This is a genomic window from Halopseudomonas sabulinigri (assembly GCF_900105255.1).
GTDB classification, from domain to species: domain Bacteria; phylum Pseudomonadota; class Gammaproteobacteria; order Pseudomonadales; family Pseudomonadaceae; genus Halopseudomonas; species Halopseudomonas sabulinigri.
Window position 1 is genome coordinate 3,087,639 of record NZ_LT629763.1, and the last position, 14,834, is coordinate 3,102,472.

The 14,834-nt window shown below is 59.4% G+C and carries 10 protein-coding genes; 5 read left to right on the top strand and 5 right to left on the bottom strand.

All coding sequences use genetic code 11. The features are described from left to right. The first annotated feature begins 4 nt into the window (after window positions 1-4). From BLU26_RS14105 to BLU26_RS14120, 4 genes are all read left to right on the top strand, one after another. On the top strand, window positions 5-523 hold the full coding sequence (locus tag BLU26_RS14105) for an Hcp family type VI secretion system effector (protein WP_092282965.1): 519 nt from the start codon (window positions 5-7) through the stop codon (window positions 521-523). Window positions 524-641: 118 nt separating this feature from the next. Next, window positions 642-2,714 carry a type VI secretion system Vgr family protein gene (gene tssI / locus BLU26_RS14110; RefSeq protein WP_092287522.1) on the top strand — a complete coding sequence of 691 codons (2,073 nt, stop codon included), beginning with the start codon at window positions 642-644 and terminating at the stop codon, window positions 2,712-2,714. 5 nt (window positions 2,715-2,719) lie between these two features. After that, window positions 2,720-3,562: a DUF4123 domain-containing protein gene (locus tag BLU26_RS14115; protein ID WP_231701953.1), complete on the top strand. Its 843-nt coding sequence runs from the start codon at window positions 2,720-2,722 to the stop codon at window positions 3,560-3,562. Between the two features lie 12 nt (window positions 3,563-3,574). Continuing rightward, window positions 3,575-6,127, top strand: coding sequence for a LysM peptidoglycan-binding domain-containing protein (locus tag BLU26_RS14120; RefSeq protein ID WP_092287524.1), 2,553 nt, complete (start codon window positions 3,575-3,577; stop codon window positions 6,125-6,127). A 22-nt stretch (window positions 6,128-6,149) separates the two neighbouring features. On the opposite strand, the gene BLU26_RS14125 is transcribed toward BLU26_RS14120, so the two are convergent. After that, window positions 6,150-7,142, bottom strand: coding sequence for a formylglycine-generating enzyme family protein (locus tag BLU26_RS14125; protein WP_092287525.1), 993 nt, complete (start codon window positions 7,140-7,142; stop codon window positions 6,150-6,152). A gap of 219 nt (window positions 7,143-7,361) precedes the next feature. On the opposite strand from BLU26_RS14125, the gene BLU26_RS14130 reads away from it, so the two are divergent. Beyond that, a complete protein-coding gene (locus BLU26_RS14130; protein WP_092287526.1) occupies window positions 7,362-7,901 on the top strand; it encodes a type 1 glutamine amidotransferase domain-containing protein in 540 nt (179 codons plus the stop codon). Window positions 7,902-7,956: 55 nt separating this feature from the next. Here the strand turns inward: BLU26_RS14130 and BLU26_RS14135 are convergent, their stop codons facing one another. The 4 genes from BLU26_RS14135 to BLU26_RS14150 are packed head-to-tail and all read right to left on the bottom strand — an operon-like array spanning window position 7,957 to window position 14,801. Next, the gene (locus tag BLU26_RS14135) at window positions 7,957-9,078 is read right to left on the bottom strand and encodes a Wadjet anti-phage system protein JetD domain-containing protein (RefSeq protein WP_231701954.1); all 1,122 of its coding nucleotides are present in this window, start codon (window positions 9,076-9,078) and stop codon (window positions 7,957-7,959) included. Next, a complete protein-coding gene (locus BLU26_RS14140; RefSeq protein ID WP_092287528.1) occupies window positions 9,075-12,707 on the bottom strand; it encodes an ATP-binding protein in 3,633 nt (1,210 codons plus the stop codon). Before BLU26_RS14140 ends, BLU26_RS14135 begins: the two co-directional genes overlap by 4 nt. Then, on the bottom strand, window positions 12,707-13,369 hold the full coding sequence (locus BLU26_RS14145; protein ID WP_092287529.1) for a DUF4194 domain-containing protein: 663 nt from the start codon (window positions 13,367-13,369) through the stop codon (window positions 12,707-12,709). Before BLU26_RS14145 ends, BLU26_RS14140 begins: the two co-directional genes overlap by 1 nt. Next, window positions 13,362-14,801, bottom strand: a complete 1,440-nt coding sequence (locus BLU26_RS14150) for a Wadjet anti-phage system protein JetA family protein (RefSeq protein WP_092287530.1) — start codon at window positions 14,799-14,801, stop codon at window positions 13,362-13,364. Before BLU26_RS14150 ends, BLU26_RS14145 begins: the two co-directional genes overlap by 8 nt. Window positions 14,802-14,834: the final 33 nt, after the last annotated feature.

A 14,834-nucleotide genomic window follows, 5' to 3' on the forward strand; every position in this document is an offset into this window, starting at 1 on the left:
AGCAATGCCAACACCCGCGTATCTGACCATCGAAGGCACCAAGCAGGGCCTGATCACCGCCGGTACTTTCACCGAAGACTCAGTCGGCAACATCTTCCAGGAAGGCCACGAAGACCAGGTGCTGGTGCAGGGCTACAACCACCAGGTCATCATCCCGCGTGACCCGCAGTCCGGCCAGCCCACCGGCCAGCGCGTCCACAAGCCGCTGATGATCACCAAGGTGTTCGACAAGTCCTCACCGCTGATCTTCAACGCTCTGACCTCCGGCGAGCGCCTGAGCAAGTGCCGCCTGGAGTGGTACCGCACCTCTGCCACCGGCACCCAGGAGCACTACTTCACCATCGAACTGCACGACGCCATCATCGTCGATGTGCAGTCGCAGATGCCTAACTGCCAAGACCCGAACATGGCGCACTTCACCCACCTGGAAGACGTCTACTTCACCTACCGCAAAATCGTCTGGACCCACGAAGTCTCAGGAACCTCCGGTTCTGATGACTGGCGCACACCCATCGCCGCCTAAGGTCTTTACAATGCCAGGCCACCGAGTGACTTGAGAGTCAGTCGGTGGCTTTTCGCGTTCAAGCGTCTCGCCGATCCCCGCCTGGATCGCTGAACGAATTCTGTAAAAAGGACAACGGATGTTCTCTCCAGCCAATGAAGCGGCCTTCAGCCTGCACATCGACGGCGCCGCCCACGACTTCAAGGTACTGGCCTTCACCGGCAGCGAGGCCCTCAACCGGCCCTACGCCTTTGAGCTGGAGCTGGTCAGTGAACAGCCGGACATCGACCTGGCCTCCCTGCTGCACCACACCGCCTATCTGGACATGGGCCAGGGAGCAGGCATCCACGGCGTAATCGACCGCCTCGCCCAGGGCGAAGCCGGCAAGCGCCTCACCCGTTATCATCTGTGCCTGCGCCCCCAGCTCAGCTACCTGGCGCACCGCACCAATCAACGCATCTTCCAGCACCTGACAGGGCAGCAGATCATCAGCCGCCTGCTGGAAGAGCACGGCATCCAGAGCGATGCCTACCGCTTTCAACTGCACCAGAACCATCCGGCGCGCGACTACTGCACCCAGTACGACGAAACCGACCTGCAGTTCATCCAGCGCCTGTGTGAAGAAGAAGGTATTCACTACCACTTCGAACACAGCCAGGAAGGCCACATCATTGTCTTCGGTGACGACCAGACCGCCTTCCCGCAATTACAACAAATCGGCTACAGCCAGGGCACCGGCCTGGTCGCCGACCAGCCGGTCGTCAAACGCTTCGGCTTAAGAGTAGAAACCCGCCCCAGCCGCGTCACCCGCCGGGATTACGACTTCGAGAAGCCCCGCCTGCTGATGGAAGCCGCCTACAAAGGCGAGGCCACAGCAGAAGAACAAAATAAACCCCAACCCGACCTCGAAGACTACGACTACCCCGGTCGCTTCACCGACCGCGAGCGCGGCAAACAGCTCAGCCAGATCGCCCTCGAACGCCATCGCGCCGAACAACAACTGGCCGACGGCAGCAGCGATCAACCGCAACTGCGCAGCGGCCACTTCATGCCGCTCACTGGTCACCCCAGAGACGACTGGAACGACCTCTGGCTGCTGACCGAAATCCAGCATGAAGGCAAACAACCACAAGTGCTCGAAGAAGGCGTCACCAGCGATGTCAGCAAAGCAGACGGATTCACCCAGGGTTACCGCAACCACTTCAAGGCCACGCCCTGGCAGATCCTCTGGCGACCACAGCTCGATCACAGAAAACCAAAGGTCCTCGGCAGCCAAAGCGCCGTAGTCACAGGCCCTGAGGGCGAAGAAATCCACTGCGACCAGTACGGTCGCATCAAAGTCCAGTTCCACTGGGACCGCGAGGGCCAGGCTGACGACAAAACCAGCTGCTGGCTCAGAGTCGCCTCCAGCTGGGCCGGCGACCGCTACGGCGGCATCGCTATTCCCAGAGTCGGCATGGAAGTACTCATCTCATTCCTCGAAGGCGACCCCGATCAACCCCTGGTCACCGGCTGCCTGTACCACAAGGAACACGAAGTCCCGTACGAATTACCCGCGCACAAAACCCGCAGCGTGTTCAAAACTCTCAGCAGCCCTGGAGGCGACGGCTACAACGAACTGCGCATCGAGGATAAAAAGGGCGAAGAACAGATCTACCTGCACGCGCAGAAGGACTGGGACGAGAACATAGAGAACAACCAGACAGTGCGCGTCGGCAACGAACGCCACGACACGGTCGAGGCCAACAGCTACAGCGAGTTCAAAGCCGAAGAGCACCACACCACCCACAGCGACCGCAAAACCGAAATCAAAGCCAACGACCATCTCACTGTCGGCACCAGCCAGCACGTCAAGCTGGGTGACAGCCAACTGGTCAAAGCTGGCCGCGAAATCCACCTCAAAGCCGGCCAGAAAATGGTCATTGAAGCTGGCAGTGAAATCACCCTCACTGCGGGCGGCGCCTTTATCAAAATTGATCCCAGTGGGGTCACTCTGGTCGGGCCGAATGTGAAGATGAACGCGGGTGGCGCGCCCGGTAAAGGCTCAGGGGCGGCCCCGGCACTACCAGCACAAGCAGCTGCGGCGGATACGGCGGAATCCGGCATAGTGCTTGAGCAGTACCGTGCTCAGGCGCTGGCAGGCCACCTGCTGCCAGCCGAGGGCTGTGTATTTGATGCCAGCGGCAAATGCACTATTCATACGCACGGATAAGAACCATGCCCCAAGAGATTTCTTCTCCCTTTGAGCGCGCTCCCACGGGTATGTCAGGCAAGCGTTGCGTGGTTCTGGATGCCACGGCGGATGCTGAATTGTGGCGCTGGATTTATCAATTAGCGCCGCAGGGCGAGCCTCAATGGACATCCCTGTTTCATGGCACTGAATATGCGGCTTTGAGTGAACACGGTCCGGCACTGGTGCTTTCCGAGCAAGCGGGCGATTGGGTTGACTACGCCAGCGCTTTGTTGGAGCAGAGCAATGGTGGTTGTGTGCTGTATCTGGATCACCCGCAGGATTGGTCTGCTGCGGTTGAACATTGTCAGAGCTTGCTAACCGTGACCACGCATGACGGCCGCAAGCAGTTGATGCGCTTTTTCGAGCCACGCTGGCTTGAGCCGTTGCTCGTGAGTTTGACAGCGGTCGAGCGCGACGAATTTCTCGGTCCCTTTTCTGGCATAGCGTGGCGAAATGAACTGGGTTGGCGGTATGTCGCACGGTCCGGTGCCTGGAGTGGCGCAGTGCAGAAGCCCGGTTGGCTGCACCTAGGCCCGCAGCGGCAACAGCAAATAACTCAGGCGCGGCTACAGATAATCGCAGCTGAACTGACGCTTGATTACCAATCCGTACTCACCATGCCTGAACCAACGGATTTTGTTTTCAACCAACTGCTCGCCGCGCAGGCTGCCGGTGCGGAACAAAAGGCCCACTACGAACGTTGGCTCAGATTGGCGCTTTGCTGTGAAGGCGCCAATTGGCCCTCTCCGGCAGCAGATGCGGTGCTTGCGCGTAAGGATTTGGTTATGACGGGCAAACTGGATGAATTGGAACGCCTACAGGGCTAGGGACGAAAGGATATGCCAAACAGCAACGAGTACATTGTGCAGACCGGCGACACACTCACCGCGATTGCTCGGCAACACGGCACCAGCTCTAAGGAATTGCAGGAGCGCAATCCCATCATTCGGAGTCCTGACAACATTCAGTCCGGCTGGAAGCTCAAGCTGCCCCCGCGGGATGCTGCCGCCAATGATGCTTCGATTGTGAGTGCTCCTACGCCCGCAAATACTTCCAGGTCATCCCTGCCGCCTGCCCGGCATACAGATGATTGCAGCAGCACCCAGACCCAAGCTGGCAGCCCTTGCACAGCAGAGCTGGTGGATGTGGTGCACGTGACAGGTGATCCGCATCTTTATGTGCTGACCGAAGAACAAGCCACGGTGTTGAATCGTGAGATTGACCGGGTCCAAGCGTTGATGGATGAGCTGGAGGCGTCACTCGCTGCCGCCCGTCAGCGAGTCGACTGCCAGAAAGAGCAGAGCCCCGATGCTGAATGCGCCTGCGCGCGGTGCAAGAAGGAGGAGTGGAACAGGAAAGCCGAAGAGGCGGGCCTGCTTAGCATTGACCCTCCCGCTGCGCAGCCGCAACCCACCCTGACTAGCGAAGAGGATATTCAAGGGCAGCTCACCAAGCTGCGCCAAGCGCGTGAATGGTATATCGCCTATAGCCCGGTGCGTGCACTTGATGCGGGAAACATGCTGGAAAGCAACTGGGAGCCCCTGCGCGCAGAGAAAATTAAACAGCTGGATGCAGAGATTGTTCGACTGCGGGGCATGCTTAAAAGTGAACCTGAAGACGGCTCCTCACTAGCAAACGGAGCAATGCCAAATGTTGATTACGGCTGGCGTGGTAGCCGACAAACACAGAGGGAGAGAGGTTCCCGGCAACGCAGTGGTATAACCGTGGTTGAGGTCAGTCTGTTCGGTCGGCCTGACCGCCGCTATTACGTGGCGGCACGATTCCACGAGCAGGTTGATTGGAAAATCAAAGTGAGTACCCGCGTGCTGAAAGGCAAGTCCTTTGGCAGGCAATTGGGTAAGCAATTGCTGGACGAGATACGCAAAGAGATTGGCAACGACCGTAGAGCGAGCCCGCTGGGGAGTCTTGAGGCCAAGCTAGTTAGTTGGAGCAGCCAGAACGACAATCTGCTCAACTCGCTACACAAAGAGACAGCTTGGACCAGCAACAGTGATGATGCTGCGCCCTACGCAGTGTCCGCAGAAGCGCATGCCCTGCGCTTTGCCGCCAGCGCCAGCGCAGGAGTCAATAGCTGGAACCCAGCCGAAGGAAATATTGAGGTGGGCGCCAAGGGCAGTGCGGCGTACTCGCTTGGCGAAGCCGCAGTGGCATTTACTGCTTTTTTTCCTTCGCAGGGCGGAAGAACCATGCAGCTAGCCTATCGCAACGCCAATGGTGAGGCGGTATTGCACCCGTTCGGCGTGTTCCGGCTGCAGGGAAAACTAGAATTCTCAGCTTTCCTGGGAGCGCAGGTACAAGGCCACGCGCGGGCAACAGCGCAGTATAAGCCGAGCGACGAAGGCCCAAGCGGCGCAACGGCCTTGTTTGGCTCACCACGACTCGAGACAAGTCGAGGAGGATATATTGGGGTTAAAGGTGATGCCTTTGGCGGCGTCCAGGCAGGCGGTGCACTGAGCGGCGCGCTGCAATGGATTGAGCCGAGCAAGGTGGGTCGTGGCAAGGTCGTTTCTGGGCAGTCTAACGCCAGTAGCAGCTGGACTAGTCTGGCGGAGATAAAGGCTGAGGGTAATGGTGCGCTGGGTATTGGTGCCGGGTTTGATTTTGGATTAACGATTCGTAGTGATCGCCTGGCTCTTAATTGCAATGGTCGTTTGGTTTTTGGACCCGGAGCCAGTGGCGGTTTTGCGACTGTGGTTGATCTGGAAAATACATACAAGGTAGTGAGGCTCTTTTGCGATGCATTGGCTGAGGTGGATTACTATTACCTGCTAAGTGTTAACGAAGATGCTTTTCGATACCTTGTTCAAGGCCTCTATCAGGTGCTTTCGACGCCAGGCAAGGCTGCAATAAAAGTATTCGAACAGGGAGCTCTGGAGCTGGACTTGTGGTGGAAGTCGCGTCAAGCCTCTAAGTTGGAGGCTGAAAATATGGCGAATTACCTGCTAACTCATCAAGCCGTGCTTGTGGATGGTGAGCGCCTTTCTCTGGGTAAGCTACCTCCTGAAGTGCTGGGCCCCATTGTCTACCTGTTAAGCGAAAGCTTTATAGAAAGTTGGCACGAGAAGCAGGAGAGAGCCTTGGTTCTACTGTTGTCGCATATTCGGAGCTGGAGGCAGATGATTAAATTGCTGGAGTGCTGTTCCCCGAAGGGTGAAAACGTCAACGCCATGGACAGTCTTAACCGTTTAAATCGGCTGTTGGATGCTCGTGAACAGGGGGAGTTTAACCGCTTCATGCGTACCTTGTCTGTTGCTCAAGGCGCACATTCTGCTGCTTCTGTGGGTTTGGCATGGACCCCGTCCGCTCCTCTGAACAAGCGAGAAACGTTGCTGGCGGCCCAACGCAGTGGTCAGTTTGATGGGCTTGCCTAGAGCTGAGAAGCTATCGCTGTCTCTAGAGTGGCGCATCTGATTGTATTGAACAGCGAAAGCTAGTGCCTGGTAGGTGTCTGCTCTTTTCAGGCTCGTCATTCCAGCGCCGGACGGTGTTCGCGCTCATCCACATAGACTCTTGATAGTTCGACCCGCGACGTACTCTTTGCGTGCCAGTGGCTGGGCCTTTCGGGTTTTCTACTGGCGATACCCGGTAGTAATTTTCGGAGTACCAATCGCTGACCCAGTCGGTGGCGTTGCCGGCCATGTCATACAAGCCAAGAGGCGTGGGCGTAAAGTGAGCGATAGGTAATTCGTCGGTAACCTCGTCCGCTGCGATATTGCGACCGTAACCCAGGCTGCCATTATCAGTAGGATACTGCACGTACTGCCCACGATTCCGTGCCGCGTATTCCCACTGAGCCTCAGAGGGAAGGTCTACGGGGTAGCGACTCAGTTCTCCAAGCCATAAGCAGTAATCTTTTGCTTCCTTCCAGTTTTTCGTCCATGCAGGTTTAGCCGGATGAAAGAGTTCTTGAAGGTCTTCACGCTTCCGCAGCTCCGCATCGAACAACTCCAACCCCAAACTCGTGCGAAACAGATCAAAATCCTCAAGCCGCGTCTGATATCGCGACAGGTGATAACTGCTCAAACGCACCTGATGCAGGTAATCATCATGCCGCTCGGGCGTAATGGGACATAACCGCTCCGGGTCCTGTCCATAGGGCCAAGTGCCCATGTTCGCCGGGTCGTACTGGCAGAGGGTGCCAAAGTCACCCATCTCGAACTCGCCGCCTTCAATAAACACCATATCGTCCAGCGAGCGCACCACGGTAGCGAGGATTCGCTCACGCAAATCGCGCGAAAGGTCGGGATAGTTGGTTTCGACGCGCTCAGCGATAGCTTTGACTTTGTCGGTGCTGAGTTTTTCGCTTTCGGGGAGCGGCTGAGACTGGGCTTCGCAGCCTGTCAGCAGGGCGAAAAGGGTTGCCGACAGTAAAAGGCGGGCTTGCATGGACACGTCCTTGTTTGTTGCAGGTCACGTTGAATTCAGGCGAATAAATTTAACAGGTAGTCGGCAGAAAAACGTCGGTCCTGTTCACGAATGACGGATATTCTGCGCCGTAGTCTTTCATTGATGCTCTCTGAATACGCAGACACAATTTAAAACTGTCGGAACCACTGTTCGGATACGCGGCCATAACAAGTACACCTATCCGAACAGGAGAAATTTATGAGCAATTCACTGAGCGGCAAAAGCATTGCGTTTCTCGCCACTGATGGCGTGGAGCAGATCGAGCTGACGCGTCCCTGGCAAGACCTGAAAGGCGCGGGGGCTACTGTGCATCTGGTGTCGCTTGAGAGCGGTGAGGTCAAAGGCTACAACCACCTGAGCGAGGCGGATTCCTTTACCGTCGATAAAAGCGTGAAGGCGGTCTCGGCTAGTGATTACGATGGCTTGGTACTGCCCGGTGGCGTGGCTAATCCGGATGCGTTGCGGATGGACGCAGACGCTGTCGCTTTTATCAAATCGTTCTTCACCGCGGGCAAGCCGGTTGCCGCTATCTGTCACGCGCCCTGGACGCTGATCGAGGCGGGCGTGGTCGAGGGCCGTACTCTGACGTCCTGGCCCAGTCTGAAGACCGATATTGCGAACGCCGGCGGTAATTGGGTGGACCAGTCGGTGTGCGAAGACAGCGGGCTAGTCACCAGTCGCAAGCCTGACGATCTGGATGATTTCTGCAGCAAGATGCTTGAAGTGTTTGCTGCCTGATTACAATGTAAAACCGTCCAACTCGTCGGTTTGAGTTCGGTAAAAACTGGTTGCGTCAGCCTTGACCTTCATTGATCAGAAAACCTTCTTGATCGATGAAGCGTCCGGTCATGCGTAGTGCTGGCAATATTTCCGCGTCCGCAAAATCGCACCCTGTGTTGAGTGGGTCTGTCTGTTCTTCTTTTTTTGCTTGCTCGGGAGTATGGCCAGCCCCTTCGAGCAGAGAGCTTAACATCGGCGCATAGCCCGGACGCCAAGCTGTCAGCGTGGGAATGCTATTACGCAAAGCCCGCAAGATACTCATGCCTGCATAATCAAGGTCGCCCCAGAAGTGAGCTTGGGTAGGTGGCCAGTTTTGCTTGAAATAACCGTGGTCTGATCCGGGTAAAAAGCTGAAACAAGTATGCTCGCTGAGCAGGCGTTGGGCTCCGGCCCGAAAGCCACCGCTATAGAGTAGGGCGCAGCTGGTTGGCGGCCTTTCGTACAGGCGTAGAAAGCTATCCTGGTTTTCTACGATTAATACTCGGTCAAACGCGACTGGGGCCCATACGTTTAATAACAGAGGTCGTGCCTTAATGGCTTCGGCGTCCGCTCCATACAGCTGCGCCAGTAGGTCGTATCGCCGATCCAGAACCTTGGAGTTACCCAGGAAGCAACGTGCCGATAGTTCGCGTAGGCTAAAGCCTTGTTGCAAGTGGTTGCCTACGGCAACCAGTCCTTGTACTACTTGATTGGGCGTCAATCCCGGAATATCTATCCTGCGCTGGTGAAATACCTTCCGCTGCTCGGCGGAATCTGCCGCGTAAAGATCAATCGCTTTTTGCCAGGCAAGCTGTTCTTCTGAAATCTCAGGACGATTGAGCCACAGCCTAAGCAATGGTTCAGCGAGAGAGTTCAGGCGCAACTGGGCGTCTTGGTAGCGCTCCGTTGTACTGCTCTGACGAGCGTAACGAACTTGGAAAATCTCATAGTTGTTCGCCAGCTCTTCACTTATCAGCTCCCAGCGATAAGTAACCGCTTCATTGAAATCAAATAACGCTGGAATATTCTTTGCGGTAACCCTTCTGATGACATCTCGTTGGCGGTCTGTCTCAAGCCGGGTTAGAAACCAGTCGAGCAAGTGCATCAACCAAGGCTCGTCGGTTATGCAACGTGGAGGGGGTGGCAACTCGCTCATAAGTCCGCCATAAATTCCAGCGCCCCCTGCTGCCGAATAACCCGACGATGCTGCGCCCATAGCTCAGCCACCTTGTCGCGGTTGAGTTGTTGGCGGTCGAGTAGCACGCGGGTGTTGAGTTCACCGACGGCCACTTTGCTCGGCACCTTGCTGAACACAAACTGGTTGCTGACCATTTCCAGGAAGGGGCCGGCCTTACTGGTGGGCATGATGAAGGTGAGCTGCAGGCCGAGGGTTTCGGTCAGGTAGGCGATCACCTCGCGCGAGCGGGTTTCGTCCATGTGCATGAAGGCTTCGTCGACGATCACCATGCGCAGGTGGCTGTCGCCCTCGTTGAAGCGGAAGGCGCTGGTGACGGCGGCGGCGCGGATGATGTAGGCCGGGGTTTCCAACTGGCCGCCCGAGCCGGTGCCGTATTCGCTGAGGCGGATCGGTTGCTTGCCGGCGGGATGCTTGAGGATGTCGTAGCGGCGATAGCGGCGGTAGTCGCTGATACGCTCCAGCTCGCGCAGGGCCTGCTGTTCATCGCCATCGAGCAACAGACTGAGCAGCTGATCGCGGATGCCGCTGGCCTTGTCGGACAGGCTGCTGTCGAACAGGCTGGCGCCGTCCCCCAAATTGGGCGTTTGCATGATCTCCTTGAAGAAGTCCCAATAGCCCTTGTACTCGGGCAGCCAGTCCCAGTCGAACTGAAAGCGCTCGCGGTCGGCGCCGAACTGGTGGTGCTCGAGCTCCTGATTGAGGTTCTCCAGTACGCGGCGGCCGTCGTTGATGGCCTGGTGAATTTCGTGGCACAAGTCGCTGACGAAAGTGGTATTGAAGCTGTCACGCAGGCTGGCGAGCTGTTCCTGCTTTTCCAGCAGCACGTTGTTGCGCAGGCGGTTGTGCAGGTTGTCGAGCTGCTGGTGCAGGCCGCCGACGTGGCTGAAGAACGCCAAGCTGTGCAGTTCTGCCGGCGTGTCTGCCATCAGCATGTCGGCTGGCTGGGCTTGCAGGTTGTACTGCTCCAGCGCGCGCTGTAGTTCAATTGCCTGACGGTGCAGTAGGTCGGTGAGCGCCAGGCTGTCGGCGGCAAAGTCGAACTGACCGCCGCTTTGCTGCAGCATGCTGTCGAGCTCTTCCAATCGCGCTTGTGGGTCTAAGCCCGGGACTTTGGCGGCGGCCTCGAGTAGTGCATGTTCGGCGGCGTCCTTGGCGTCTAATAGCTGATCGCTCTGGGCGGCAAAATGCTGAATGCGCTGTTCGCGGCCGCGCAGCTTTTCTTTCAATTCGCCATGCTGCTCGCCCAGCGCGTCGCGCTTCTGCTCCAGCTCGGCATGCCGCTGGCTGACGCGTTGTTGCTGATCTTCCAGATCGCGGTGTTCGCCCAGATCCAGCGTGGCCAGTTGCTGTTCGACGTCGTGCAGTTGCCGCTGGCTGTCGAGCAGGGCGGCGGCGCGGGCGGCGTAGTCCAGCGGTTGAATCTGGCCCAGCTGGCGGGCTAGCTGCTGAAGCGCTTGGTGCTGTTGTTGCTGGCTGTGGCGTTGCACGCTGAGCTGCTCCAGCGCGGCCTCTTGCGCCGCCAGGTTGCGCTCGCGGGCAGCGGCGCCGAAGACCAGTTGACTGTCGTCAATGTCGCAACGGAAGAGTGCGTAATTGCCCGAGCCCATACCCTCGCTGGTCACACCACGGCGGGTATGGCGCAGGGCTTCCGCGTCGGCCACGCGGCTAACGCTGGCGTAGGAGGCGCGCAGATAATATTCGGCAATCTTGTGACTGAAGCGCATGACCTTGAGGATGGAGTCCTCGGGCAGGCTGATACGTTCGGCGTCCTGGCGTGCCTTGTGGCCCTGAATCACGCGGGCACGGTTACGCTCGCGGCTGTTCATCTGGCGCACGATACGGATGGCTTCGGCCTCGAACTCGGGCTCGACCAGAATCGCATAGCGGCTGCCACCGATATAGCCTTCGATTGCCATCTGCCAATCGGGGTCGACTATTTCCACATGGTCACAGAGCACGCGCGGGTCGGCCTGCGGGCAGCGTTGGCGAATGGTGCGCAGCGCCTCCTCAACATACAGCGGGTAGCTGACGCGGCTGGACTTCAGCGCGCTGATGCGCTGATTGGTCTGGTTTATCTGGCGTTCCAGCTGGCTGAGCTCGGCGGCGCTTTTTTGCTCAAGGCGATCAAGCTGCTGCAGCACCGTAACGCCTTCAGCATCCTGCGTGCTGAGCAGCTCGGCCAGCTGATTGTGGCTGGCCTGCTGACTGCGAATGGCGTCCAGGCCGGCGTCCAGCGGGGTAAGGTCAATCCAGTCGCGCGCCAGCAATTGATTGAGGTCGGCCACCGGAGCTTGCTCGGCACTCAACACCGCCTGGCTGCGCTCCCGCCAGCCACGACTGGCCAGGGCCGGCAATGACAAGCTGAGGCTGTGTTGGCTAAGCAACTGTTGAGTGGCGCGCAGGGCATCGATATTTCGGTCACGCTGCTGTGCCTGGGTCAGCAGTGCGGGCACCGCGCCGCGCAGCTGGTTGCTCAGTTGGCTCTGGCGTTGCTCCAGCTGGTCCTTGTTCTGCAGGGCGGGGATGCCCTGGCGGCGGGCTTCGAGCTGTACCAGCTCAGCGTGGGCCTGCTTGATGCGCTCGGCGGTGAGTTTCTGCTCCTCGCTGATGTTGGCGAGCTCGCTGCTCAGCTGTTTCTGCTCTTCCTTCGCGGCCAGATAACCCTGCTGGTTCTTTTGCCAGCTGTGTGCGGCAGCGGCGTAAGTCAGGCCGGTGCGCTCCAGCCAGGTCTGCTGGTAGCGCTCGGCCTGCTGGCTGGCGTGCGACAGTAGCTCGACCGCCGCGCGCACGCGGCTGGCTTCCTGCTCCATTCCGTGCACGGTGCGCAGCAGCTCGCGGATGCGTTTGATGGTGTCGCCAAACTCGCGGGCCTCCAGCACCTCTTCGGCGACAAACTGATCGATGGATTTGACCGGCTTGTAGGCCATGAAATTGGCAAAGGTACGCGCGGCGTTCTTGGCTTCGCGCACCGAGACGGCATCCGGGCGGCCGCGCAGCGCGCCGTACAGGCGAGCCAGATAGGCGCTCTTGCGCTCGTACACTTCGACTTGCTGTTTGCCGAACTGGCGGCGCAGCAGGTTAGGCAGCTCGGTGACGCTGACCGCGTGGCGGCCATCGTCGCGGCTTTGCACAAAGTGCGAGAGCGAGAGCATTTCGCCCGGCACTATCATCAGCAGGAGTTCGTCCTGGCGGGCCTGGCGGCTGCTGCCGGCGGCGTCCAGGTGGGCACGTACGCCGATGACCGCAGTAAAGGGGTCGGCAGATTCGCCCTGGGTCGGGTGGAACACGCCGACGATGTAGCCGTCGGTGTCCCAAGGCCGCGCAAAGGCGCCGTCGTCGCAGCCCAGCACATAGGAGGCGAGGGTGCGCACCTGCTTGCCGCCGCGCCCACGTTGGGTGGTTTCATCCTGCCCGGGGTTGTAGTTGAACAGATTGTCGTGGGCGGCGGTCATCAGCGTTTGCAGGGCGTCGGCGGCTGTGGTCTTGCCGGAGCCGTTGCCACCGGAGAACAGGTTGACCGGACCGTACTCGAGTTCCTCAACCGGCAGGTTGCCCCAGTTGACGGTGATTGAGCGTTTCAGATACATCAGTGGCTATCCTCGGCGGGCAGGTCGTCGTTGTCATCGGTCGGCGCGCTGGCCAGCTGTGCCAGCGCGCTGTCGGTCACCAGGCTGATGATGCCGGGGCGGATGGTCAGCCAGGCCTCACCCTCATCCAGCGCGGCATCGCTCGGGCTGCGGATCAGCCGCAATTGGCGCAGACGGCGCAGCAGGGCCTTGCGCTCGCCCTGCTGCTCGGGCAGGGAGCGGCCGAGCAAGTTGCGGCAGCTCAGGTTGAGCGCTTCCAGTGACAGCATCACCTGGCCAAACTCGTCGATCTGGCCTTCGCGCAACGCCTGGTCGTACTCGGCGCGCAGCACCAGGATCAGCGCCACTTCCTGTTGGCTCAGCCGTTCGCGCAGGCCGCTGCTGAAGCTGTCGTCGGTATCGGCCAGTCCGGGTACTTCGGCACCCGGCGGGAAGATGCGCAGCAGATTGAAGCGTGGCTCGTGCAGCACACGGATGCGCAGCACCGAGAGGTAATCTTCCACCAGCTCACTGACCTGCAGGTAGCGATCGTAGAGTTCGGCTTCGCGCTGGCTTTCGTCGCGGCACAGCACGCCGCGGTCGAGCAGGCGGATCATCAATTCCGAAAAGGCTTCCGGGCTGAGGCCGCGTTCGTTGAGTTGGCTATCCAGTGCGTCACGCATGATCGTCTTGTTCCAGGTCGATGATGAAGCCATCGCGGCGGGAGAAATAGGTTTCGTCGGTGATTGGCTTGCCCGTGGGCTCGATACGCACGCGCAGGCCATGGCTGGCATGATCGGCCCCGGCCAGTTCGATCAGGTGGCTGAGCGCAAGCAGGTCGCGCGCGTTGCTGATCGGCAGGTCGCGGTTGTCGATGCGCGTACCGCTGCCCAGCGCGCTGCGCAGGTAGTCGCGCAGGTTGCTGGCGTTGATGGTGAAGGCCTTGTCGAGTAGCTGCTGTACGCCCAGCTCGTGCAGGGTGTCGTCGTCCGGCTGGTCCAGATCGCTCATCAGACTCTGCACCGGCGGGCGCTCGCGGCGCTCGCGCAGCCGCACACTGGCCGGGTCGACCAGCCCTAGCCGCACGCTGGCCATGGCCTCGCCGGCGGCATCGAGCCGCGCTGCGCACTCGTCTGCCGGCAGACTGGACAACTCGCGGCACAGACCCACCACGTCGCTGTGCTTCTGGCTATGCAGGTAGCTGAGTTGACGAATGATGATGTCGGCGCGTTGGGTAAAGCCTTGCAGCGTTTTGCGCAGCGCCGGCAGCATGATGTCCGAGGCATTGCGCAGGCGGCTTTCGATGCCGTCGAGCAGTTGCCAGAGCACCGAGCTGTTGGCGTCGATCAGCAGGTCCGGGGCCAGTCGGCGCAGGTCGCGCTCGGCCTGTGCCTTCCATTCGCGCGGCTTGCGGCGGATGCGTTCGATGGTCTCCTGGATGCGCTCGCGGTGCTTTTCAACGCTGTCGGCGGACAGACGGATGGCCACGTCCGGTTGAAAGCGGCGCTCCATGAAATCGAAGAACTGGTCGCTGGCCTGCTGTACCAGCTGCTGCGCTTCTACCTCGCGCACCAGTTCACGCTTGCGCTCTTCCAACTCGGCGATGATGTCGGTGAAGTCGGCGATGATGCGCTCGGAGTACTCGTGGGCATCCAGCAGGTCATAAACCTCGCCGTGATTGAGAAACGCCGAGAGGGCGTTGAGCGTATTGCGCGTGTTGCGGTGGCGGGTGCGCACGCTGCGACCGTCGGCTTCCACCAGCGGTTGGGTAAACAGCCGGCCCATGCGGCTGAACGGATAGGTGGACTGGAAGGTGGCCTGGTCGACCTGGCGCTCCAGCCAGCCGTGCTCCAGCAGAGCTGTGAGTACCCAGCCGGCCTGTTCGCGGTTGCTCTTGAAGCGGCCGCTGTCGTCGTCTTCACCCTCCAGCAAGGGCGCACGTTCCAGCGCCTCGCAGAAGATATCCAGTACCTGCTCACGCTTGAGTGACTCACCATAATCGGCGCGCGCGCTGTACAGCCGCTCGTGCAGCAGGCGCAGGCATTCGACTATCTGTTCGCGGTATTTGCTGGTGAGCGGGCGGAAGAAGTGCAGTCGCTCGTCGGTGAAAAACATGCGGGAATCGGGTCCGGTCTGGGCAAAGGCGCA